Origin of the sequence: Flavobacterium frigoritolerans, from assembly GCF_025847275.1 — a bacterium.
In the GTDB taxonomy this organism is placed as follows: domain Bacteria; phylum Bacteroidota; class Bacteroidia; order Flavobacteriales; family Flavobacteriaceae; genus Flavobacterium; species Flavobacterium frigoritolerans.
The window spans coordinates 51,228-74,606 of record NZ_JAOZEV010000009.1 but is presented as its reverse complement, the minus strand read 5'-3'; the positions used below and the strand labels follow the sequence as shown (position 1 = coordinate 74,606).

Below are 23,379 nucleotides of genomic sequence, written 5' to 3'. Positions count from 1 at the left end.
AAACTTTGTTTTCTGAGCATAAAACAACTAAACCTTTAGCATAATAAATTTAAAATAAAATGAGAATAATTTCGGTAAGAGAAAACCCTGAATATAAAGATAAAGCAATACACTATTTTCAAGATAGCTGGTCAGAAGTACCTCCAGTTATTTATGAAGATTGTATTACGCATAGTATTAATGCTAAAGATTCATTACCACAGTGGTATTTATTAGAAAAGGATAATACTATTATTGGCTGTGCGGGTCTTATCACAAATGATTTTATTAGCCGAATGGACTTATATCCTTGGGTTTGTGCCATTTTTATAGATGAAAAACACCAAGGAAATTCGTATGGATCATTATTAATTGAAAAAGCAAAACAAGATTCAAAAAAAGCAGGATTTAATAACTTGCACTTATGTACTGATCATGTTGGTTTTTATGAGAAATACGGTTTTAATTATATCGGACAAGGACATCATCCTTGGGGAGAAGAATCTAGAATTTATCAAATAAGCTTGTAGGTTACTGTTGCTCAAAGCTAAATTTTTCTTTGCAAAACTTACAAAACACTTTAAGATATTAAAACACTGAGACACTAAGATTCATTTATTTTGAATTTAGTGTCTCTTTTGTTTTTAAAAGAATTTATACTAAAATTATTCTGACGTTGCTACTGTCACTGGTACTGCTTCTGTTACTGGAGCAATTGGAACTGTTTTTTTAATTGAAGGTATTAACCATTTTCCTTTTAACATTTGTTCTTTTGGAGAATATACTCGTAATACTATATTAAAATCTCCAGATGATACTGGTAACCAATTGTTTTCTCTAATTTTCCCTGGGTATGATCTTTGAAAATAAATATCTATCGAACCATCGGCATTTCTAATTAATGAATCACGATTACCTATCGAAAAACGGTTCATAGGATTGGTTACAAATCCTCCCTTTGAATCATAGGCTGTTAATGACCAGAAGGCATTTGCTAATGGAATTTCTTCTTGATTAAAATGAATCGTATATTTATTTGAACCATTTAGTTTGTCACCTCCTTCATCGACAATACAAGATGAACTAATCATGTCTTGAGGAAGATTAACTTCTAATCCTCCGTATGAAATCATTGCTCTATGCTTATAATCGGTTCCAAATGCTCCTAGTTTTAAATCTATTGGTGTCCATCCGTTCTCTAGTTTTGGAGGCGTAGCTATCTCTTTATTAAGTGCTCCTAACATTTTATCAGGAAGTGCTCTTACTGTTGATTGTACTGAACTATTAAAAGTACTTAAGCTAAATTTGCTTCCGGGTTTAATTCCAATTCTAGCAAACAATTTTATTGCTTCAGCATCTTTATCGCTTGGCGGGTTATTAGCCATTAACTGACTTACATAATTAAAAAACTCACCGATAGGTATTTTCGAAACAATTTCATTTGGTGAGCCTTTCGGAACCGATGAATCAATTTTACCCTTTGGAGCAATATAATCAGTAGCCCAACTACTCAATGGAATTAATTTATATTGTCGTTGCAGCTTATACACTTTTAGCCCATCAACATAACTATTCATTTGAATCCTGTTAATAATCCGTACCATATTGGTAGGAGATTTAATTTCCTGCATTCCTATTGGAACTGGCTCACTGGATTTAGGTCCTGTAATTAAAAAATTTGCTGCTCCTGTTCCTGTGGTTCTTTTATTTAATGAGGAAAAAATATTAGTATAAGCATCTTGCATAGAAAGCTGATAATATCTTCCATAAGTATCGGGAACTGAAAGTACCATAGGTTCTTTGCTTAAATCTAGCCAAGCCGATGAATAATAAGTATCGGCATTAAGTTGTGTACCATTTTTAAGAGTTGCATCAGGAAACGTAGATTTATGAATAAACTGGTTCATAGGTGCTGCCATACTCCCCACTTCTTCTACATTGGTTGATTGTCTGCGGGTAATATCCATTAATACTAATGGCAAACCATACAAATAAGCCATTTCGGCTGTTTTTATAATCGTACTATCATTGTCTACAATAGTTGCCTTTTTTTCACTAGTTACTTTTTTTTGATCTTTTTTGCAACCTGTGAATAAGCAAATTATAAAAATTACTAGAATAAAGTTCTTCATGTTTTTTGAATTTAAATGTAAAGCAACAATACTTTACGATTAATAAATATTTTAAGAACAATTAATTAGACTCTTTTATATTATGTGTTTCTCTCTACAATTAAGCTCTTACACCTTATAATTAATCCTATTTTATAACTTTAATCTATCTAAACACATGAAGTTTGTTTCTATTAAAAAAAACAAAACTAACATAGTAAATTTAAGCAAAAAAATCCCGATTACCACAAAAGGTAATCGGGATTATGCAAACTAACTAACCAACCATTGAAGCACTAATTATAAAGCTTCAAAAGCATCTTTATAAAAGTCTGTTTAAAATTTATTTAATTATTTTAATACAAACTTCACTTTTGTTTTAATATCTGTCGAAGAAGCTCCAATTAACGCTTCAAAGTCACCTGGTTCTGCAACCCAGTCATGCTTAACTGGATCGAAAAAGCTTAAAGCTGCTTTATCAACTGTAATTGAAACTGTTTTTTCTTCTCCTGCTTTTAGATTTACTTTTTCAAATCCTTTCAATTCTTTGATCGGACGTGGTAAAGAAGATTTTAAATCACTGATGTATAACTGAACTATTTCTGAACCATCTTTAGTTCCTGTATTTTTAACTTTTACAGTAAATGTAATTTTATCAGCTGCAGTTATCGTTTTTGCATCAGCAGTAACTTTTCCGTATTGGAAAGTTGTATAGCTTAATCCGTGTCCGAAGCTAAACAAAGGTTTTACTTTTTGCTTATCTGCCCAACGGTATCCTACAAAAATACTTTCGTTATAGGTAACTTCTTCTTTTCCTGGAAATTCTCCCAAAGCATGTGCTCCGTTATCTTTTAATTTTACTGGAAAAGTAAACGGAAGTTTTCCTGAAGGGTTAGTATCTCCAACTAAAACTGATGCCAAAGCAGTACCAGTTTCTGATCCTAAAAACCATCCTTGTACAATTCCGGGTACTGCATTTACCCATGGCATTGCTACTGCATTTCCTGAGATATTTATAAATACTAGATTTTTATTTGCTTTAAGCAATTCAGTTACAATTTTATCTTGATTGTATGGAAGGTCTAAACTCAAACGATCTACTCCTTCGGCATCTTGATAATTACTTTTGTTTAATCCACCAATAAACAATACAACATCAGCTTTTTTAGCCACATCTATAGCTTCTGCTAATAATTGTTCTGCTGAACGTTTCTCTGACAAATCTTGTCCTGAAGCAACTCCGTTATAATTACCTTCAGCATCACCTACATATCCACGAGCATAAATAACTTCTGCTTGTGTGCCTATTCTTTTCTTTATACCATCTAATGGCGAAATTTCGTATTTTGCTTTTAATGATGAACTACCACCACCTACTGTCATCATCTTGATCGCATTTTCTCCAATAACAGCAATTTTCTTAGTCTTATTAAGATTAATTGGCAATATATTATTTTTGTTCTGCAATAAAACGATTCCTTCTTCTGCAATTTTGCGACCAGCTAAGCCATGCTCTTCTGTTCCAAACGAACCATATGGTCTGTTTTTATCCATTGTAGTAAGGAAAGCTAATCGAAGTATGTTACGTATTTTTTGATCTAATTCTTTAGTTCCTACTTCTCCTGATTTAATTAAATCTAGATAAGGTTTTGCTAAATAATAATTTTGATAAGCATTACTTGTTCCTGCAGACAAACCATTTGTCCAAGTTCCAAATTCCATATCTAGGCCATTTGTAATTGCTTGACGTGTGTTACTTACACCACCCCAATCGGCAACAACAGCCCCTTTAAATCCCCATTCTCCACGAAGAATATCATTTAGCAAAAATTCATTATGGCAGTTAGGTTGCCCTTTATATTTATTATAAGATCCCATTATAGTCCAAGCGTCTCCTTCTTGAACAGCTGCTTTAAATGCTGGTAAATATATTTCGTACAATGCACGGTCGTCTACATTTACATTTACAGTGTGACGGTTTGTTTCTTGATTGTTCAACGCAAAATGTTTTACACAAGCTGCTACACCGTTTTGCTGTACTCCTTTAATGTAAGGCACTACCATTTTTGAAGCCAAAAACGGATCTTCTCCCATGTATTCAAAGTTACGTCCATTAAGTGGCGATCTGTAAATATTAACACCAGGTCCTAATAGAACCGTTTTATTGCGGTAACGTGCTTCTTCTCCTATTGATTTACCATATAATGAAGACATTTCTTTATTCCAAGTTGCTGCTAGAGCTGTAAGTGCTGGAAAAGCAATACAAGAATCGTTTGTCCATCCGGCTTGATCCCATTCATCCCATAAAACTTCTGAACGAATACCGTGAGGCCCATCTGTCATCCAGAATTCAGGAATTCCTAAACGTGGTACACCAGGAGAACTAAACTTTGATTGCGCATGTACCATTGCTATTTTTTCTTCTAATGTCATTCGCGCAAGTGCATCTTCGACACGCTCTTGAATTGGCTTTTTATCATCTAGATAAACCGGTACTTTATTTTGTGCATTCATTCCGAATGAACCTAATAAGAGCAAAACAACAACTGCTTTAATGTTTCTAAACATAACTACTTATTTATTAATAATTTATTTTAATATAAAGACAAAATTTAAATCTTACTTAATCTTAAGTAAAATCCATGTAATTATATTGTAAAGCTAAAACGATATAGTTTACTTGGAAAGCCCTATTATATAAAAGTAGCGATATAAAAACACAATGCATTAAAAATAAACACATTAACTCTTTATAAAGAACTAAAAAAGTAGTGGAATTGAAATTAATTATTGCGTTTTAACTGCAATTAAGCCGATTTTTATAACCATTTCTTCAAATTCGTTACGAGAAACAGCGGCCTTATTTCTTGCTCGTGTGCGGTAATTGTAAATGGTACTTAAAGAGTAACGAAGGAAAGCTGCAATTTTTACACTATCATTAATACCAAGTCGTATTAAAGCAAAAATTCGCAACTCTGTGTTTAACAATTCTCCCTGTTTAAGTACAATTTGTTCTTCGCTAATCAGTAATGAATTAAAATCTTTTACGAAAGTAGGATATAGATTTAGAAAAATAGTATCAAAATTCTTGTATAACTCTTCGAGTTCATTATCAACCAAAGTGGTCGATTTTAAAATTTTATACAATTCATCAAACTGTTTTGCTGTCGCTTTTTTGTTTAATGTAATACGGTAAGTTTCGAGTTTATTGATATAAGTAGAACAAAGACTAAAAAAATGAGCTATATACTCTTCTTTGATATGATTGGATTCAGACAATTGAGCATTTCTCTCCTTTAGCTGATTATTTGTTTTACTGATATCCGCATTTAATTTTACCAGCTCTTCGCTTGTTTTAAAAAGCTCTTCCTTTATTCTGGAAACCCTTTTCATTTGCTTATAAACATAAATTACTGCCAAAACCAAGAAACCAGAAAGTACACTTATCAATATAAGATACAATTGCAATTGACTTTTGCTTTTGGCTTCTTTATCTAAATAAGCAGTATTGATAATCGAATATACTTCGGACATTTGAAGTGTACGGAATTGTACATTGCAAAAAATAGCATCCTCGATGGCAGATTTTGTCAATCTATAAGCCGTATCTACATCTCCTAATTGATAATAAACCAAAGCTAGCTCCTGAATCGAAGCATTGTCTTTTATAGAATTTTTTAAATCAGCAGTTGCCGATATCGCAAAGTATATTTTTTTTAATTCTAGATTTTCTTTCTTTTTATTTATATTTCCTAAAAGATAGGCAATCATAGCATATTGCGGATTGTTATCTTTTGTTTCTTTTAGCAATTGTATTAAATCTTTCTCTGTACTATCGATTTTCCCTTCTGAAATATTCTTTTCAGCCAGATTGATTTTATACTTTAGCGATTGAGGATTCAGTACCGTTAATAGCGAATCTCGATATTTTATAACTTGCTTTACATATATCGGATTATAGCTGTTTGTGGAATAATGCGAGAAAAACGCACTATATCCTTCGTAATAATCCGGAAGTAATTGCGGAGATAATAGCTTTTTATTTATACTTTTTAAAATCTCTTCAGACTCGCGGTATCTCCCTGATGAGGAGTAAAGATTTGCTAATTGCAATTGAGCAGTTTCCTCTAAATCTTTATTATGTAATTTATTAGCAATCTTCAGATTCTTCCTTACATATAAAATAGCCGAATCTGAATTAAATTTTTGATATTCCTTATATAAGCTTTTGTTATAATTATACTCTTGATAATCGGATAAATCTGTAGATTTTATTTTTTTAAAATTTGCAATTTGCTCTTCTTTTAATTCAACATATTTCTGCTTGTTTTTTAATGCTAAATTTAATTTTACAAATACCGAATCGGCTCTGTTATCCGCATAAGCAGGATAACATGTAATAACCAGAAAAAGAAACAAAAGAGTATTTTTCAAAACCGTTTTCAATATTAATAATATAGGATAGCCAAAGATAGTAAAGTGCAACAAAAGAAATAATTTTTTATACAATTAGAACCTTTGGTCAAAAAACGCTTTTAAATGCCTAATTTATTCCAAACAACTATCTGATTTTCACCAAATTAAATAATAATACACTTCAAGATATTTCATAACAACTAAATCAAAAATCATTATTCTTTTGATAGATTAAATAAAAATATAATTAGCTATTTTTAGGAAATAATGCTATTAATTTACAATTTTGTTTTAATAATCATCAATTCCAATAAACATTAAAAACAATGTACAAATTTAATACTCTAGCACTTGCGTTCACTTTATTATCAGGTTTGACAGTAGTTCAAGATGGAAACGCCCAATCTAATAAAGGATTAATTTCTACTTCTAAAACAAATACTGAACTAAAGACAGAAAATCAAGATCAGGAAAATGCAAAAAAATGGTTAGTTAAAACTATTGAGACCAATTTTAACAAAGACACTTACAAAATGAGTGATATGACAACCAAAACCTATGCTGAGTATAAAAGTGACGCCATAAATATGGAATATGATGATGGTCTTACAGAAGAAACTTTTAAAAAGAAATGGCATAATCAATTTAATACTAAATATGTTGGCACTGGAGGTTTTCTTGTTCCGTCACAAGATTATGGGAAGATAAAAGTCATGAATTGCAAATTTTTATCGGTAACCAAAGACAAAGCCTATATTTTTGAAACCACAATTAGGGATCTTACCTTTAAACAAAATTATAAAAGAGATATAAAAGTTATTCATTCTGGCAAGTCGTTTTTAATAGCTGATGTTAAAGAATATTAATGCACCCTTATAATTCACCTCTGATCTGAAGTTTTCGCAATAAGCAGCGTTCTTTTATTATTTAAAAATCAAGCAAATTCTAAAATTCAGATTTCATTCAGAATTGAATTAGTAAATTGCAGTATGAAAATTTTGATAATAGAAGACGAATTAGAAATAGCTGCAAGTATAAAAAGCTATTTTAAGCCCAATGGCATTCATTGTGAGACCTCTGGATCTTACAAAGATGCTCTTGACAAAATCAATTCTTATGATTACGATTGTGTATTATTAGACTTAATGCTTCCTGATGGTGATGGATTTGATATATTAAAAGAATTAAAAAAAAGAAATAAAACCGAAGGCGTTATTATTATTTCTGCCAAAGAAACATTAGATACCCGAATCGAAGGTTTTAATCTGGGTGCCGATGATTATTTAACAAAGCCATTTCATTTATCTGAATTATTAGTACGAATCCAAGCCCTTATACGACGTAAAAATTTTAAAGGAAACAATTGTGTTATCTTTAATGAAATTGTTATCGATATCTTATCTAAAACAGTCACTGTAAACAATACAAAACTAGACATCACAAAAAAAGAAATAGATTTATTATTGTTTTTAATAGGCAATGAAAACAAAGTTCTCTCCAAAGGCGCTATTGCCGAACATCTTTCGGGAGATATGGCTGATATGCTCGATAATCATGATTTCGTTTATGCGCATATAAAAAACTTAAAAAAGAAACTAAACCATGCAAAAAGTGGCGATTATATAAAAACTATTTATGGTTTAGGATACAAATGGGATAATGAATAAAAAACTTTTAAATAAAACAACAGCCAGCTTTTTGTTATTTTCAGTTTTAATACTACTGATATCGGTTCCTGCTTTTTATTATATCACAGAACGATTATATATTGAGGAAACTGATGAAACACTCTCTTTACACAGAGATGAATTCTTAAAAGAAGAATTACCTAAAATAAACAGCAACGATATTTCATTATGGAATAAATACAATCGAAATGTTCAGATTGTTCCGTCTCATATTGTTAGTAAAGACACTATTTTTGATAAAATCTATTTTGATGAACTTGAAAACGAGAATGAACCTTACAGAGAGCTCAATTCTCCAATAGTAATAAAAGGGCAACCCTATACGTATGTAGGCAGAATTAATCTTATAGAAAAAGAAGATTTAATTATAAGTATTGCGTTGTTATTTTTAGTGGTAATCATCATTTTACTTTTAGGTATATTACTAATCACTAAAGTTTTATCAAAAAAACTTTGGGCTCCTTTTTATGATACGCTAAATCAAATTCAGGGATTTGAGATAGATAAAAATAAGAAGCCTAACTTTATGCATACCGATGTTGAAGAGTTTAACAGACTTAACAAAAGTTTGGATCGCCTTATCGAAAAAAACACCGACATTTATAACAATCAAAGAGAATTTGTAGAAAACGCAGCACATGAATTACAAACCCCATTAGCACTTTTTCAAACAAAAATTGATACTCTTTTTCAGCTTGATGTAACTAAAGAACAATCAGAAGTTTTAAGCTCCTTAAATAAAGATGTTTCCCGATTAAATAGATTAAACAAGAACCTTTTGCTATTGTCTAAAATTGAAAATGAAAATTATCTAGACAAACAGCCCATTGTTATAAATGAATATTTAAAAAAACATCTTGATTTTTTTACTGAGCAGGCAAAGGCTAAAAACCTCAACATTGTTATAGAATATACCGAAAAACTAAAAATAAAAGGCAATCCTTCATTAACAGAAGTTCTTATTAATAATTTGTTTCTTAATGCTATTAGACACAATATAAAAAATGGAGAAATCAGTATTATAATTACTAGTGAATCTATTACGTTTTTAAATACTGGTCAGGAAACATCATTGATTGTAGACAAATTATTTAATCGTTTTTCTAAAGTAAATCCATCTTCGCAAGGAAACGGCTTGGGAATGGCAATTATAAAAAAAATTACCGAAATAAGTCATTGGAAAATAGACTATGCTTTTGAAAATAATTTACACTGTTTTACCGTTAAATTCTAAAAATTCAAACTTCCTACAGAATTCTATTCTAATTTTGAACTGTAGATTTATCAATAAAAATTAAAAACACATGAGAACATCAATAATATCACTATTCGCAATATTAATTTCAGCTTTTGCAATGGCTCAGGATTTAAACCAAAAAGATGTTCCTGGAATTGTAAAATCGACCTTTTTAATAAAATTTCCAGATGCTACTAATGCTAAATGGGAAAAAGAAAATGACAACTACGAGGTAGCATTTACCTATGATAAAAAACCACAATTTGCTTTACTGGATAGCTCAGGTAATCTCATTCAGACTGAAATTAAAATAACAAAAGATCAATTACCAAATAGTATTTTGCCATACGTTAAAGTTAACTATCGTCGTAAAAAAATCAAAGAAGTTGCCAAAATTACTGATGTAAACGGCAAAGTTTTCTTTGAGGTAGAAATCTATAAAAAAGATTTAATATTCGATCATAAAGGAAATTTTGTAAAAGAAATATCCAAATAAACTAATTATGACTTTCGTCTAAAAAATGTATCAAAATCACTAGTACTGATACATTTAATCTAAATACATTTTTAATAACTGAATTTATAAATGCTATGTAGGGCAATACCCTATAATTAGCACAGGAATCTTTTTGCCTATTTTCTTTGGCAAGCAAACCTCTAAATAATATGAAAGCAAACATAATGTTGTTGCTTACTTTGGCTCTATTAATAGTTTCAAAGACAACAGCACAAAATAAATTAGTCACAATTTCGGGAATCATAAAGGATAAGAGTTTAAAAACATCAATTCCTTATGTCAATATTATTTTAAAATCATCCAAAAATCAAGCATTTGTAGCAGGAGTAGTTAGTAACGATGAAGGACGTTTTACATTTTCGAACATTAACTCTGGAAATTATATACTGGAAATTAGTTTCGTAGGATATAAAACCAAAACACAGCCGTTATTTGTAGGTACATTATCAGACTTTTTAGACTTATCGACCCTAACAATTGAAGAAGATATTAATACGCTAAATGAGGTAATAATAACAGCTTCTAAAACAGATGAAATAAGTGCCAAAATGGATAAAAAAGTCTTTTCTGTAGCCGATAATATTACTCAAAGTGGTGGTTCGGTTTTACAATCTATGCAAAGCCTCCCCGGCGTTACAGTTCAAGACGGAAAAGTACAATTGCGAGGTAATGATAAAGTAATGGTTCTTATTGACGGAAAACAAACTGCACTAACTGGTTTCGGAAATCAATCGGGCTTGGATAATATTCCTGCATCGGCAATTGAAAAAATAGAAATTATAAACAATCCTTCGGCTAAATTTGATGCTAATGGTAATGCAGGAATCATTAATATTATTTATAAAAAAAACAAACAAGAAGGATTTAACGGAAAAATAGGCATAGCATCTGGATACGGTGCTTTGTGGCAACGTAAAACCAATTTACCTACGATACGACCTCAATACGAAGTTACTCCTAAAATAAATCCTTCGCTTTCGCTGAATTACCGCAAGAACAAAATAAACACCTATTTACAAGCTGATTACTTATATACTGAAACACTTAATAAAAATGAGTTTGTTACTCGAACTTATGATGATGGCACCATTATAAACCAGCAAACCAAAAGAAATCGTGATACTCATTTTACAACTATTAAAACAGGTGTAGATTGGAATTACAATGAGCAAAATACATTTGCTATCTCTGGTATGTTTGGAAGCGAAAAAATTATCGATAATGGAGATCAGCCTTTCTTTAATAAGGATTATTCACAACGTTTACGCTTATGGCAATTTCTAGAGGATGAACTAAAAACAACCGCAATGCTATCGGCATCTTACCAACATAAATTTAAAGAAGCTGGGCATAAATTAAATGCTGGAATTAATTATACCTACCATAGAGAAGACGAGAAATATTTCTTTGATAATATCATGCCCACTTTTACAGGAAAAGATTCTTTTAAACTACTTTCTGATGAAAAAGTTATCGATATAAATGTCGATTATATTCAGCCTTTAAAATACGGCCGTTTCGAAACTGGATTAAAATTTAGAAATAGAGAAATCCCAACAAATATGCAATTTTCCCCAGGCATAAATTCTCCTTTAGATCCTAACGCTGGTGGCTGGGCAACTTACAAAGAAATCATTCCTGCAGTGTACGGGAACTATATATTTGAAAACAACAAAATCGAAGCAGAAGTTGGTCTTCGCGTAGAATATGTGAATTTGCAATACGATGTAAATCCTAATCATCCTACATACAAAAGTGATGGTTATGATTATACTCAGCCCTTCCCTAGCATTCGATTTGGATATAAAATTAATGACAAAAATAAATTGACTGCTTTTTATAATCGTAGAGTCGACAGACCAAGTGAAGTAGATATTCGGATTTTTCCAAAATATGATGATGCCGAAATTATAAAAGTTGGTAATCCTGCACTTAAACCTCAATTCACCACTGCATTTGAACTTGGTTATAAAGCAACTATTGGCAAAGGGTATCTATTTACCTCACTGTATCACCGTTTTGTAAATGGTACCATTAGCCGTATTGCGACAACAGCTCCAAACAGTAATCTTATTTATAATGTTTTTCAGAATGCAGATAAAAGTTCTTCTACTGGTATAGAAATGGTATATTCTAAGGAAGTTAATTCATGGTATACTTTTAATTTAAACGGAAACGCCTATCAGAATAAAATAGATGCATTTACGGTAACAAATTTGTATCCTGTACCAACAACCTACTTTGGCGAAAAGCAACAAATTGTTTCTGGAAATGTAAAATGGAATAATATTTTTCAATTTAATAAAACTGTTAATGGTCAATTATCAGCAGTATATCTCGCACCTGATGTTATACCTCAGGGAAGAATAAACGCTCGATTCTCAATAGATTTAGGAGCTAAAAAATTAATACAAAAAGGAAAAGGTGAACTATTTCTTAATGCAACTGATATCCTGAATACACTTGTAATTAAGAAAGAAATACAAGGTAATGGTTTTAGCTACAATAGCAAAGATTACTACGAAACACAAGTTGTTCGATTTGGATACAGCTATAAATTTTAATAAATAACAAATGAAAAAATTACCCGAAATCACTATCGCATTTTGGATTATGAAAATTTGTGCTACAACATTAGGAGAAACTGCAGGCGATTTAATGTCTATGACACTAAATATAGGCTATGGATTTAGTTCAGTCATTCTTTTATTTATATTTATGACTGTTCTTTTAGGACAATTAATTTCCAAAAAGTATATTCCGCCACTTTATTGGGCAGTAATATTAGCAACAAGTACAGCTGGAACAACTATTTCTGATTTTATGGATCGTACTCTTGGTTTAGGTTATGCCAAAGGATCTGCAATATTAATTATACTCTTGTTAGCCATTCTTTTTCTTTGGAAAAAAACCGAAAACTCTTTAAATGTTACAACTATAAATAGTTTTCGCGGAGAAATATTTTACTGGACAGCAATCTTATTTTCAAATACCCTAGGAACAGCTTTAGGTGATTTCATTGCTGATAATACTGGACTAGGTTTTCTTGGCGGTGCTATTTTAATAGCAACCTTACTCTTAATAATAGCTCTGGCGTATTATTTTCTTAAAGTCTCACATATTGCATTGTTTTGGTTGGCTTTTATCCTCACTCGCCCATTTGGGGCTACATTTGGAGATTTACTTACGAAACCCGTTGAAAAAGGAGGTTTAAATTTAGGTACAATTGGTTCGTCTTTACTCCTTTTTATTATTCTTTCTAGCTTAATATTTTATTCTATTTTTAAAAAATCAAAACACAAAATAAATACAATTGAAACTTCAGAATCTGATTTAAAATTTTAAGCTATTTTATTCATAAAAAATATTAGATTGCAAACTGTATCTTTACAAAAAAAATTTAAAAAAATAATGACATATATCCATTTTATAGTAAACCCTATTTCGGGCAATGGAAAACACAACATATCTGCATCATTCATTCAGAATTATTTCCCAAATAATCAATTTAAAACAGTTGTTGATTATACAAAACATAAAAAACACGCCATCGAATTAACCAAGGCGGCTGTTGCTAATACCCCTGATTATATTGTAGCCTGTGGAGGTGACGGTACTATAAACGAAGTTGCTTCTTGTCTTATTGGTACTTCTATAAAACTAGGAATTATTCCTGTTGGATCTGGAAATGGTTTAGCGTCAAATCTAAATATCCCTAGAAATTTTGAAAAGGCAATCGAAATTATCCGAAAAGGAACAGTATCTACCATAGATGTGGGTAAAATAAATGAGCATTATTTCTTTAGCAATACCGGAATTGGAATTGATGCATTAATCATAAAAAAATACGAACACTCAGGACAACGTACGCTTATTGCTTATGTTAAAGCAGCTTTATCTTCTAGTCTTGAATTTAAAACACGTAATACTATATTGTCTTATAATGACAAAAAGGTAAACGCAAATCCATTCTTATTATTCATTTCAAATTCTAATGAAATGGGTTACAATATGAGCTTAACACCCAAAGCTAGTCTAAATGATGGCTGGTTAGATTTGATTGTAGTGCCTAAATTATCATTTATCAAAAAAATGACATTAGGTTATCACGTATTGCGCAATACTGTTGAAAAATTTAAAAAAGCAGAACACGCATTGATTAAAAATCTTGATATCGAAATTCCAGATGCTACACAACTCGATGCTCAAATAGATGGAGAATCACATCTACTGAATACAAATAAAATAAACATATCGATTATTAAAAACGGGCTAACCGTTATTACAGACTAGAGAAAAAATCGTAGCATATTTACTATTCTTACCAAAAGCCTCAATTAATGAGGCTTTTATTTTTTATCCATTTATATAAAATAACTTACATAGGTTTTTTGACTATATTTGAAGCCCAAATCGATTTAAAAACAACTATTATTTTATTGTATTTATGGATCTAAAACTTTTTGTTCCCCAAAATAAATTGTTAAAAAATTATATCGATTATTTTTATATTCTCAAAAAATCTCCTGATTCTCAAAACGTACGTTACTATACTTTCCCTTATGTAAATTCTATTGTTTCTATTAATCAATATCCTGAGTTCATATTTGAAAACAACAAGCTAACAGTCGAAAAAAACACCAATAATCCCTTACTAGCTACCTTAATATGTGGTTATACAAAACCTATCGAAATTAATATTCCGGGGTATATTCATGAAATAACCATTAGCTTTAAACCATTAGGAATAAATGCTTTTTTAGAAAACAACCTAAACTTTTATAACGGAAAATCTTTCTCTTATTTTAATCCCTTTAATGATTTTACTGCATCCATGTCGGAAATCATGAATACTACTTTGGGAGAAGATAAAATAAAAAAATTAGAACAGTACCTCATCAGTAAATTCAAAGGATTCAGTCACCCTTTTCTGGGTTCAATACTTACAGATATGCAACAAACAGAAGGTAATTATACAATTAAGAACCTTGCCGATAAATATAAAATAAGCCGTAAAACATTGTGTAAGCATTTTGAAATACATATTGGAAAAACACCATCTGAACTCCGAAAAATCATTAGATTTCGCCAAGCAATGCACCAACAAATAAATGACCGCACGAAGAATAATTTTTCTGATATTACCTATCAGCTTGATTTCTTTGACCAATCACATCTTATCAAAGATTTTAAATCGATAACAGGTTTTACTCCAAAAACTTTCTTCAATAAAATAACCTCTCATGAAGATGGAATTATTAATTGGTTGTATATATAATTACTCTAAGGTTACATTTTTACAATTTTAGATAAATCCAACTAGATATTTTTGTTAGATAATTCTCATCTTTTATAATAACAACCAGTATGCTTGTAACATTAATTACGTTCTTGTTCAGAATTATCTTAAATCTGTTTTAAAAAGAAAAAAATTCATTTAAATCAGGTTATTTCCAAAAACACACATACAAATTTAACCTCATAATAGACCAGAAAACCAGTAGATTGAAAAAATGCAAAAATAGAACCGCGCTATTTTTGCATTATTATTTTATAGAGGAATCCAATTAAACTTAGTAAAGCAAAATAGTCAACCATATAAGTCATCTAAGTTCATTTAAAGCTTGCATATAAAACTTATATTTTCTTAAATCAATTATATGGTTTAAAACAGATATTCTAAAATGTCATTGCAAAACCAAATCCGATTTGTTTGCCATTATAAAAAGGAGTTATTACCGAAGAAACATTTTTTTCTTTCTCTCCAAAAATCTTCTTAGTTACATAAGGACTAACCCAATAAGCGATTTTTGTACTCATTATTCCTATTCCTGCTCCTGCTGCAACATCGGTAAGCCAGTGTCTGTCATTAACCATCCTAAACACTCCTGTTCCCGTGGCAATAGCATAACCTGCAATACCATACCATATCGATTTATCCTTATACTCCTGGTACAAAAATTCTGCTCCTGCAAAAGCTGTTGCTGTATGTCCTGAAGGAAATGAATTATTAGAGCTCCCATCTGGTCTTTCGACTTTGGTAATAGATTTAAGGGCTAATATTGTAGCTGTCATAATTACATAAGACGTACCTAATATTATTGTTCTGTCTTTTAAAGTATTCTTACCCTGAACCCCCAACCCATTCAAAGCATAAACAGAAACTGCTGGAGCATATTGCGAAAAATCGTCAATGGTAATCCTTTTATCTATATCTTCTTTTACTTCGTTATGAATTTGTGAATTAAAACCTTTTAACTGATCACTTTCAAGACCTATAAGTCCATAGCCAATTAAAACACCCGGAATAATGAGCTGTTTGTAATTGAATTTCAAATTCTGTACCGTATCATTTTTCACAGTTACAGTATCTTTTACAGTATTCTGAGCTTTAAGAGTCATAACGCTCAACAATGAAAATAGAATGATTTTTAGCATTTTTTTTAAGATTATAAATAAACAATACACCAGTGAGTAAATAAACAAGCGTAATTTTTCTTCATAACAACTATTTAAAATGTTTTGGGTTTTATAAATTTAATGCTAAATATTGATCAATACCAATGTTGTATTGTACTACAAATTTCATATCCAATTTTGAATAAATTCTGCATTTTGAACAAACCCTCCTATCTTTTTAATTAATATCTTCGCTAAGTCCTAAATCATATAACAACTATTGCATGAAATTTATTTAAATGAAAGAAGATAGCATTTGGTTAATCAGAAGTATAAATACTGTAATTCCTTTAAGAACAAAAACTAAATGAGGAAACAAAAAAAAGAGTGGATAACGTTTATAATTTTAATTAATATCATTTATGCTATTTACATATGCTTCAATTCTAATAAAATCAATGCAAAAGACCTCGTAGAGATAAAAGCCCAATTTCTAGAAAAACCAACTTATTCTGAATCTACAGGTGATAATATTCCTGAGATTAGTTTTAAAGTAATCGAAGACTCTTATTCCTACTATATAAAAGGATGCGGTTTAGAAAATTTAAGCTTGATTGATAAAAAAGATATTCTAAACTCAGTTGCTTACGATTCTGTAATATTTAAGGTAAAAAAACAAAATTCCTTTTATGAAAAATTAAGAAATGAAAAGGAGGTATTTGAATTTAAAAAAAATCAAAATGGTTTGAATTTTATGACATTAAAAGGGCATAATTCTTGCGAAAAATCAGCTTGGAAAGAAATAGCTCTAATTACTGTTTTGCTAATTATAGCATTGGTCTTTGGATTAATAGCTACAAAAAAAGAATAACATATATCTTTCCATTCAAACCTTAAGTATGATTTCTATTAAATTAATATCTTCGCTAGACTAGAATCTCAACTCAATCAATAACAAAACCTAATTGCATACAAATTGAAATTAATTCCTTTTTTAAATCCCGAAACAAACAAAACAGCCTACAAATGCAATTGTTGTGATATAATTTACAATAACCTCCCGCTTTGTTTTGGTTCTGATTATCCAGCATATTATTTTTCTGTTCCTCCCGAAGAAAGAGAAGAAAGAATTCAACTCGAAGAAAGTTTATGTGTTATCGATGATAAATATTTTTTTCATCGTGGTCGATTGACAATTCCAATTATTAATCACCATGAAGACTTTGCTTTTGATATTTGGACGTCTATTAGTCCTGAAAATTTTGAAACCAGAATAAATTTGTGGGAAGACCAAGACCGTACCAAACAAGAACCTTATTTTGGTTGGTTGCAAACCATGGTTCCTAATTATGGTGAAACTCTAAGTTTAAAAACAATTGCTATTGAGCAAGGAATCGGATTTATCCCTGAAATTAAATGCATCGAAGAAAATCATCAACTAACAATCGATCAGGAAAACGGAATAACCTACGAAAGAGCAATCGAAATGGTTGAGAACATATTGAGAGAATCACATAATCTATAAAATTTAATTATAGAACTTTTTATTTTCAGCACAGACCTAACAGGTTTTAAAAACCTGTTAGGTCTAGTCCATATACAATTCAACAAATTCTTTCCATACGCATAACAGAAAAGCAAAACAAAAGTATATCTTTGAAAAATATGAAAAACAAACGAACCTATCCTAAAAACATGCGACTTGTCGTGATACTACTTGCTGTGGTGTTTGCGTTGGCTCCGTGTTCGGTAAAGAGTTCTTTGTTCTCTGTTTTTGATATAGAGTACTTCCAGACGCTTAATAAGAACCAAACTACCCCAACAGGAGTTTCTTATTGCGAAGTAGAAGAATCAAACGTTAATCAGTCAGAAAATAACGTTCAGAAACTCAATAAACAAATTCCTGTTTTACCCGTTTCTGTTTCTCAAAATCAAATTTTATTAGCAACAGCATTACATAAAAAACATATTTATGTAAATGTAACCGCTGTAAACACTCCCCCTTTGTATATTTTATACAAACGATTAAAATCCGATTTGGCATAATCCAGAACAATCGCATTTTATTTATTATCGTTTTTTAAAATTAAAATATACACTTATGAAAAACATTCATACGAATCAGTCATACAACTTGGCTGGTCTTTTTACGCTTTCTATTAGGCTTGTTATTGGCTGGACATACTTTTCAGCTTTTTGGAGAAGACTTATTCTCGAGAACAAATTAATTCAAGATGAAGCAGGATATATTGGCGAAAAATTCAATCATTTTCTGCCAAATGCATTGGGAATTAAGCCTATAATCGAATATTTAGTTACAAATCCCGAAGCACTTTGGTGGTCAATGGTTAGTTTTACCATTGTCGAAGCTATTGTAGGTTTACTTATCATGCTTGGATTCTTTACCCGATTAATGAGCTTTGGAGTATTTAGTTTAGCCATGGGAATTTTATTAGGTTCTGGCTGGATTGGAACTACTTGCTTAGACGAATGGCAAATTGGAGTTTTAGGAATTGCTTGTGGATTTACTCTCTTTTTAAGCGGAAGCGGTTCATATTCTCTAGACAATTATTTCATGAACAAAAATTATGCTTTCACTAAAACAAAATGGTTCTCATGGCTAGGTTCAGGTCCCCTTACTATTCCCAATCTTAAACCTATTGTTCTAGTTGGATCATTACTAATATTATCCCTTACTTTATATACTAATCAATATTTTCATGGTGGCGTATTCGGAAAATTGCATAACAAATCGGTAAAACCTAAAGTAGAAATTAGCGACGCAACAATAAAAAATGATGCCTTACAATTCCAAATATATCGTACAGAAGGTGTTGATGTTTATGGTTCGTTTTTAATTGGAATTCAGCTAAAGAATGAACAAGGAGAAATTATCTTCGATTTAAAAGGGGAAGATTTGGCTAAATTCCCAAAAGCCGATATCGCCAATAAATATGTAACAAAAGTAAAACCAGGTAAACACAGTTTGATAATTCCGCTTGGCGCAAAAGCAATTCTGAATATTGATTTAACGAATTATCATCTGCAAAAAAACACCAATTATACTTTAACGCTTACCGATATTAGTGGAACTGAATGGACAAGTAAAGTGGCAAACTAATCTATAAAATAATTTAAGGTTTGGCGAGATAGAAGCTTATTTGTATTTTCGTTCAATAAAAAATACATTATTTCTATTTTGCCAAGCTTTAATTAATTTAGAAGTATAGGTATCGATTTCAGAAATAACTATTATAAACCCATTGGGTATAATTAATTTAACGCATAGAAACATAGATTTTTACTCTAAAAAAAGACGTTTCACTTATTGAAAAACACAGAGCCTAGCTATGTGAAAGGAATGCATTTCTTTTGAGTTCTATTATACGCATAAAGTCTATGTGTTTAATAAATTTAATGAGTTAAACAGCGCAATATAAAAAACAAACTAAAAAATGGTGAAATTCGGCTACACAATATTATATGTCAATGACGTAAGCAAATCAATTTCGTTTTATGAAAATGCATTTGGCTTTACGAGAAAATTTGTAACTCCCGAAAATGATTACGGAGAACTTAGCACTGGAGAAACTACAATTTCATTTGCATCAAAAGAATTGGCTAATTCAAATTTAAAAGACGGTTTCATCGAAAGTGATTTAACCAATAAACCTTTTGCTACCGAATTGGGTTTTATTACCGATAATGTAGCTGAAATTCTAGCAAAATCTAAAGAAGCTGGTGCTACTATTTTGCAAGAAGCAAAACAAAAACCTTGGGGACAAACTGTTGCTTATATAAGAGATATTGATGGGTTTTTGATAGAAGTTTGTACACCAATGGGATAATTATTCATTTGCAATTCTATTTGAGAATAATATTAAACTTAATTAGTAATTATAGTACAAAATAGAATACATTCGCTCTGTTAAAAAACGAACCAAACCGAACATCAAATAATGGAAGAATTAAGACCTAACGGACAAAGAGCAAAAAATGCAATATTATTAATATGGATTATGCTTGCTCTTGAAATTATAAGTTTAATTTCTAGTTTTTTACAATATGATTTGATTCAAACTGCTGCGGCTGGAGGCACTATTTCAATAGATGCAGTAAATGCAAACGATAGCAGAGAACAAATTATAGGTATAATTTATTTGATTGCTTATGTAGTTTCTGGAGTAACTTTTATTCAATGGTTCCGAAGAGCATATTTTAATCTTCATATAATAACTGGTCCCCTATCTCATACAGAAGGATGGGCAGCAGGAAGTTGGTTTTTACCTTTTATAAATCTTTATAGACCTTATCAGATTATGGAAGAATTGTATGAAAAAACAAAATCCTTTCTGGATAGAAATAAAATAACAACAACTAGTAGTCTTTCAACAGCAACATTGGTTTTATGGTGGGCGCTTTGGATAATCAGCAATATTCTTGGGCAAATTGTATTTAGATATTCTATGAAAGCCGTGACTATTGACCAATTGAATACCAGTACAATTTTGAGCATAGCCTTAAATATTATTGGAATACCACTTGCCTTAATTACTGTAAAAGTCATTAAAAATTACTCTCGTGTCGAACCCCTGTTAATCAATGTTGAAGAGGCCGAAAAACGCCTTAACACAACAGATATTTTAGTAGAATAAATTTTTCAAATCTATTTTACATTCTTTTTAGGAACATGAGGTTAATAAAAATCATTATCGCAATATTTTTATTTATTGTCCAATTTTCATTAGCCCTATTCTCAAACTTATTCTAATTCACCCTCTTAATCAATGGGAAAACCCTAAAGAAACACTAACCAGAATAATAAAGATTACAATTAGAGTAATTACTACATACATATAATCTCTCTCTAGCAAAAAAGAAAATAGCGATAGCAATACACGTAATACAGGCGTGAGAAAGAGTAATATCACACCAAAGAATATTATAGATTCTCCGTTTCCTTGAATGACTCCGTTATAAATCGCAGTAATTACTTCAAAGATGTTTCTGTCGTTTTCTTTAAATACTGAATAGTCTTCGATATCGTTGCCATGATGCATCAAATAAACAATTCCTCCAATAAAAGCTACAGATAATGAAATCCATACTCCGTAACGCAATAAGTTCCCTATAATGGATTGAAAATCTTTTTCTCCAAATTTTTCGTGTGTCATAACCTTAGATTTTTCCATTAAGTCCATTATAAATCATATTTATTGCAAGTACAAAAATAAGACAGGCAAAAAAGATACGAAGCTTTTTAGGGTTTGTTTTAACTAATAATTTGGCTCCAGCCATAGCTCCAAATAATACACCTATTACTACTGGCATACATATTCCAGGTTCAATGTATCCTTTTTGAATATAAATTACTGAGCTTGCCATTGCTGTAACTCCCATCATAAAATTACTGGTTGTGGTAGAAACCTTAAATGGAATTCGCATGATATTATCCATTGCAATTACTTTAAAAGCACCAGAGCCAATCCCTAGTAATCCTGACATCATTCCTGCAATTCCCATCATACTAAATCCACCCACAACATTCTTTGTTCCATAACTAATAACTTCTCCATCATGTGCAGGATAAGTCCCTTGCAATTTCAGTTTTTTAGCCAAAGGACTTGACTCTAAAACAATATGCTCTTCCTTTTTTCGCAATGAATTAATAGCCGAGAAAATTAATGTAAGTCCGAATAAAACAGCAATAAAAGATGTTGGAGCAATTGTAGAAAGTAGTGCGCCACCCACAGCACCAATAGTAGTTGCAATCTCAAGAAAAATTCCCAGACGCATATTGGTAATTCCCTCTCTTACATAGGCTGCAGCTGAACCCGATGAAGTTGCAATTACCGATACCAGAGCCGCTCCAATAGCATAATGAATATCGACTCCTAACACAACTGTTAGTAATGGTATAATGATTATTCCGCCGCCTAAACCTGATAATGAACCTATAAAACCTGCTAAAAAAGCACCGAAAAGCATAATCAGTGTAAATGTAAGTACTGTCATTCGAATGTATTTATATCGCCCCTAATTTACGAATTGATATTAATTATTTGAGAATTCTGTTTCATAACAAAATATTAAAAAAACTAAATCATGGTTATAACCATCAATTTTAATACTACATTCCCGCAATTAAGTGTTATTTTTGATAATCATTTTAAAATGATTTATGATAGACGCTGTCTAAAATGGAACGCGAATTAAACGGATTCGCCTTAAGCGAAAACACCTAAAAATACAGATTTTTGAAAATGTTGGAAAGAAAAAAATACGTCTTTATCAGTGTCATCCGCGTACCATTTTAGACAATCTTTGCAATTAGAATAAATACAAGAAACAATTATTATATGAATGTTTTACTCATTGAAGACGATAAACGCATAAGCGAATTTATAGTAAAAGGTTTAGAAGAAAACAATTTTACAGTGCATTTAGCAGAAACTGGTGAGATTGCCAGAGACTTACTTCAAGAAAATACTTGGGATATTATCCTTATGGATATAATGCTTCCGGGCATTGATGGTATTCAGTTAACAAAATTAATGCGTTTTAAAAAAATCCATACTCCCATATTAATGCTTAGTGCACTTAGTAATACCGATGATAAAGTGAATGCTTTAGATTCTGGAGCCGATGATTATCTGGTGAAGCCTTTTCATTTTCAGGAATTAATCTCCAGAGTAAATGCGCTAACCCGACGAACAAAATTTAATTATAATAAGGTCGAAACGTTATACACTTGTGGAAGCTTAACCATAAACCCTGAAGAACATAAAGTTACCGAGAACAATCTACCTATTGATTTATCTCCAAGAGAATATAAATTACTATTGTTTTTACTAGAAAACAGAAATAAAGTAATGTCAAGAACCCAAATATTAAATGCCGTTTGGGGAATAAATTATGATAATAATACCAATGTGGTCGATGTTTATATTTCTTACTTAAGAAACAAAATCGAACAAAACCATAAATTTATCCATACCATAAAAGGAACAGGATATATGATCAAAGAATAGT

22 protein-coding genes are annotated in these 23,379 nt (G+C 30.8%); 16 read left to right on the top strand and 6 right to left on the bottom strand.

Translation table 11 applies throughout. From position 1 onward, the window contains the following. The first annotated feature begins 59 nt into the window (after positions 1–59). Positions 60–509, top strand: a complete 450-nt coding sequence (locus OIU80_RS12495; protein WP_264287340.1) for a GNAT family N-acetyltransferase — start codon at positions 60–62, stop codon at positions 507–509. A 135-nt stretch (positions 510–644) separates the two neighbouring features. Here the strand turns inward: OIU80_RS12495 and OIU80_RS12490 are convergent, their stop codons facing one another. The 3 genes from OIU80_RS12490 to OIU80_RS12480 form a co-directional block, all read right to left on the bottom strand. Next, positions 645–2,111: a DUF1254 domain-containing protein gene (locus OIU80_RS12490; RefSeq protein ID WP_264287339.1), complete on the bottom strand. Its 1,467-nt coding sequence runs from the start codon at positions 2,109–2,111 to the stop codon at positions 645–647. Positions 2,112–2,441: 330 nt separating this feature from the next. After that, positions 2,442–4,658 (bottom strand): glycoside hydrolase family 3 C-terminal domain-containing protein, encoded by a 2,217-nt coding sequence (locus tag OIU80_RS12485; protein ID WP_264287338.1) that lies wholly within the window; start codon positions 4,656–4,658, stop codon positions 2,442–2,444. A gap of 219 nt (positions 4,659–4,877) precedes the next feature. After that, on the bottom strand, positions 4,878–6,524 hold the full coding sequence (locus tag OIU80_RS12480; protein WP_264287337.1) for a DUF6377 domain-containing protein: 1,647 nt from the start codon (positions 6,522–6,524) through the stop codon (positions 4,878–4,880). Between the two features lie 308 nt (positions 6,525–6,832). Here OIU80_RS12480 and OIU80_RS12475 point away from each other — a divergent pair, with 308 nt between their 5' ends. From OIU80_RS12475 to OIU80_RS12440, 8 genes are all read left to right on the top strand, one after another. Further along, complete coding sequence (locus OIU80_RS12475) at positions 6,833–7,372, top strand: hypothetical protein (protein ID WP_264287336.1); 540 nt, start codon at positions 6,833–6,835, stop codon at positions 7,370–7,372. Between the two features lie 123 nt (positions 7,373–7,495). After that, a complete protein-coding gene (locus tag OIU80_RS12470) occupies positions 7,496–8,173 on the top strand; it encodes a response regulator transcription factor (RefSeq protein ID WP_264287335.1) in 678 nt (225 codons plus the stop codon). Further along, positions 8,166–9,428: a sensor histidine kinase gene (gene porY / locus OIU80_RS12465; RefSeq protein ID WP_264287334.1), complete on the top strand. Its 1,263-nt coding sequence runs from the start codon at positions 8,166–8,168 to the stop codon at positions 9,426–9,428. The genes OIU80_RS12470 and porY overlap by 8 nt, the downstream gene beginning before the upstream one ends. Positions 9,429–9,498: 70 nt before the next feature. Beyond that, on the top strand, positions 9,499–9,927 hold the full coding sequence (locus OIU80_RS12460) for a PepSY-like domain-containing protein (protein WP_264287333.1): 429 nt from the start codon (positions 9,499–9,501) through the stop codon (positions 9,925–9,927). Positions 9,928–10,097: 170 nt separating this feature from the next. Continuing rightward, positions 10,098–12,512, top strand: coding sequence for a TonB-dependent receptor family protein (locus OIU80_RS12455; RefSeq protein ID WP_264287332.1), 2,415 nt, complete (start codon positions 10,098–10,100; stop codon positions 12,510–12,512). Positions 12,513–12,522: 10 nt separating this feature from the next. After that, positions 12,523–13,293, top strand: a complete 771-nt coding sequence (locus OIU80_RS12450) for a COG4705 family protein (RefSeq protein ID WP_264287331.1) — start codon at positions 12,523–12,525, stop codon at positions 13,291–13,293. Positions 13,294–13,359: 66 nt separating this feature from the next. Beyond that, positions 13,360–14,241, top strand: a complete 882-nt coding sequence (locus OIU80_RS12445; protein WP_264287330.1) for a diacylglycerol/lipid kinase family protein — start codon at positions 13,360–13,362, stop codon at positions 14,239–14,241. A 187-nt stretch (positions 14,242–14,428) separates the two neighbouring features. Further along, positions 14,429–15,226 (top strand): helix-turn-helix domain-containing protein, encoded by a 798-nt coding sequence (locus OIU80_RS12440; protein WP_264287329.1) that lies wholly within the window; start codon positions 14,429–14,431, stop codon positions 15,224–15,226. A 401-nt stretch (positions 15,227–15,627) separates the two neighbouring features. Here the strand turns inward: OIU80_RS12440 and OIU80_RS12435 are convergent, their stop codons facing one another. Next, positions 15,628–16,386 carry a phosphatase PAP2 family protein gene (locus OIU80_RS12435; protein ID WP_264287328.1) on the bottom strand — a complete coding sequence of 253 codons (759 nt, stop codon included), beginning with the start codon at positions 16,384–16,386 and terminating at the stop codon, positions 15,628–15,630. A 328-nt stretch (positions 16,387–16,714) separates the two neighbouring features. On the opposite strand from OIU80_RS12435, the gene OIU80_RS12430 reads away from it, so the two are divergent. The 6 genes from OIU80_RS12430 (at position 16,715) to OIU80_RS12405 (ending at position 21,002) form a co-directional block, all read left to right on the top strand. Then, entirely contained in the window at positions 16,715–17,218 is a 504-nt protein-coding gene (locus OIU80_RS12430; RefSeq protein ID WP_264287327.1) for a hypothetical protein, read from the top strand. A gap of 105 nt (positions 17,219–17,323) precedes the next feature. Further along, on the top strand, positions 17,324–17,872 hold the full coding sequence (locus OIU80_RS12425) for a DUF2199 domain-containing protein (protein WP_264287326.1): 549 nt from the start codon (positions 17,324–17,326) through the stop codon (positions 17,870–17,872). Positions 17,873–18,012: 140 nt separating this feature from the next. Further along, entirely contained in the window at positions 18,013–18,393 is a 381-nt protein-coding gene (locus OIU80_RS12420) for a hypothetical protein (RefSeq protein WP_264287325.1), read from the top strand. Between the two features lie 55 nt (positions 18,394–18,448). Next, positions 18,449–19,468 carry a TQO small subunit DoxD gene (locus OIU80_RS12415; RefSeq protein WP_264287324.1) on the top strand — a complete coding sequence of 340 codons (1,020 nt, stop codon included), beginning with the start codon at positions 18,449–18,451 and terminating at the stop codon, positions 19,466–19,468. 334 nt (positions 19,469–19,802) lie between these two features. Continuing rightward, a complete protein-coding gene (locus OIU80_RS12410) occupies positions 19,803–20,195 on the top strand; it encodes a VOC family protein (RefSeq protein WP_264287323.1) in 393 nt (130 codons plus the stop codon). A gap of 111 nt (positions 20,196–20,306) precedes the next feature. Then, a complete protein-coding gene (locus tag OIU80_RS12405; RefSeq protein WP_264287322.1) occupies positions 20,307–21,002 on the top strand; it encodes a DUF4328 domain-containing protein in 696 nt (231 codons plus the stop codon). A gap of 129 nt (positions 21,003–21,131) precedes the next feature. Here OIU80_RS12405 and OIU80_RS12400 read toward each other — a convergent pair whose 3' ends face one another. Both OIU80_RS12400 and OIU80_RS12395 read right to left on the bottom strand, forming a co-directional pair. After that, positions 21,132–21,521, bottom strand: coding sequence for a DUF1634 domain-containing protein (locus tag OIU80_RS12400; RefSeq protein ID WP_264287321.1), 390 nt, complete (start codon positions 21,519–21,521; stop codon positions 21,132–21,134). Between the two features lie 4 nt (positions 21,522–21,525). Further along, a complete protein-coding gene (locus OIU80_RS12395; RefSeq protein WP_129538766.1) occupies positions 21,526–22,362 on the bottom strand; it encodes a sulfite exporter TauE/SafE family protein in 837 nt (278 codons plus the stop codon). A gap of 344 nt (positions 22,363–22,706) precedes the next feature. Here OIU80_RS12395 and OIU80_RS12390 point away from each other — a divergent pair, with 344 nt between their 5' ends. Further along, the gene (locus OIU80_RS12390) at positions 22,707–23,378 is read left to right on the top strand and encodes a response regulator transcription factor (protein WP_264287320.1); all 672 of its coding nucleotides are present in this window, start codon (positions 22,707–22,709) and stop codon (positions 23,376–23,378) included. Position 23,379 lies beyond the last annotated feature (1 nt).

Coding starts and splice junctions, on each gene's coding strand:
- OIU80_RS12450 (WP_264287331.1), top strand. CDS start 12,523: ATGAAAAAATTACCCGAAATCACTATCGCATTTTGGATTATGAAAATT.
- OIU80_RS12460 (WP_264287333.1), top strand. CDS start 9,499: ATGAGAACATCAATAATATCACTATTCGCAATATTAATTTCAGCTTTT.
- OIU80_RS12390 (WP_264287320.1), top strand. CDS start 22,707: ATGAATGTTTTACTCATTGAAGACGATAAACGCATAAGCGAATTTATA.
- OIU80_RS12495 (WP_264287340.1), top strand. CDS start 60: ATGAGAATAATTTCGGTAAGAGAAAACCCTGAATATAAAGATAAAGCA.
- porY (WP_264287334.1), top strand. CDS start 8,166: ATGAATAAAAAACTTTTAAATAAAACAACAGCCAGCTTTTTGTTATTT.
- OIU80_RS12455 (WP_264287332.1), top strand. CDS start 10,098: ATGAAAGCAAACATAATGTTGTTGCTTACTTTGGCTCTATTAATAGTT.
- OIU80_RS12405 (WP_264287322.1), top strand. CDS start 20,307: ATGGAAGAATTAAGACCTAACGGACAAAGAGCAAAAAATGCAATATTA.
- OIU80_RS12445 (WP_264287330.1), top strand. CDS start 13,360: ATGACATATATCCATTTTATAGTAAACCCTATTTCGGGCAATGGAAAA.
- OIU80_RS12420 (WP_264287325.1), top strand. CDS start 18,013: ATGAAAAACAAACGAACCTATCCTAAAAACATGCGACTTGTCGTGATA.
- OIU80_RS12435 (WP_264287328.1), bottom strand. CDS start 16,386: ATGCTAAAAATCATTCTATTTTCATTGTTGAGCGTTATGACTCTTAAA.
- OIU80_RS12485 (WP_264287338.1), bottom strand. CDS start 4,658: ATGTTTAGAAACATTAAAGCAGTTGTTGTTTTGCTCTTATTAGGTTCA.
- OIU80_RS12395 (WP_129538766.1), bottom strand. CDS start 22,362: ATGACAGTACTTACATTTACACTGATTATGCTTTTCGGTGCTTTTTTA.
- OIU80_RS12430 (WP_264287327.1), top strand. CDS start 16,715: ATGAGGAAACAAAAAAAAGAGTGGATAACGTTTATAATTTTAATTAAT.
- OIU80_RS12490 (WP_264287339.1), bottom strand. CDS start 2,111: ATGAAGAACTTTATTCTAGTAATTTTTATAATTTGCTTATTCACAGGT.
- OIU80_RS12400 (WP_264287321.1), bottom strand. CDS start 21,521: ATGACACACGAAAAATTTGGAGAAAAAGATTTTCAATCCATTATAGGG.
- OIU80_RS12470 (WP_264287335.1), top strand. CDS start 7,496: ATGAAAATTTTGATAATAGAAGACGAATTAGAAATAGCTGCAAGTATA.
- OIU80_RS12415 (WP_264287324.1), top strand. CDS start 18,449: ATGAAAAACATTCATACGAATCAGTCATACAACTTGGCTGGTCTTTTT.
- OIU80_RS12410 (WP_264287323.1), top strand. CDS start 19,803: ATGGTGAAATTCGGCTACACAATATTATATGTCAATGACGTAAGCAAA.
- OIU80_RS12475 (WP_264287336.1), top strand. CDS start 6,833: ATGTACAAATTTAATACTCTAGCACTTGCGTTCACTTTATTATCAGGT.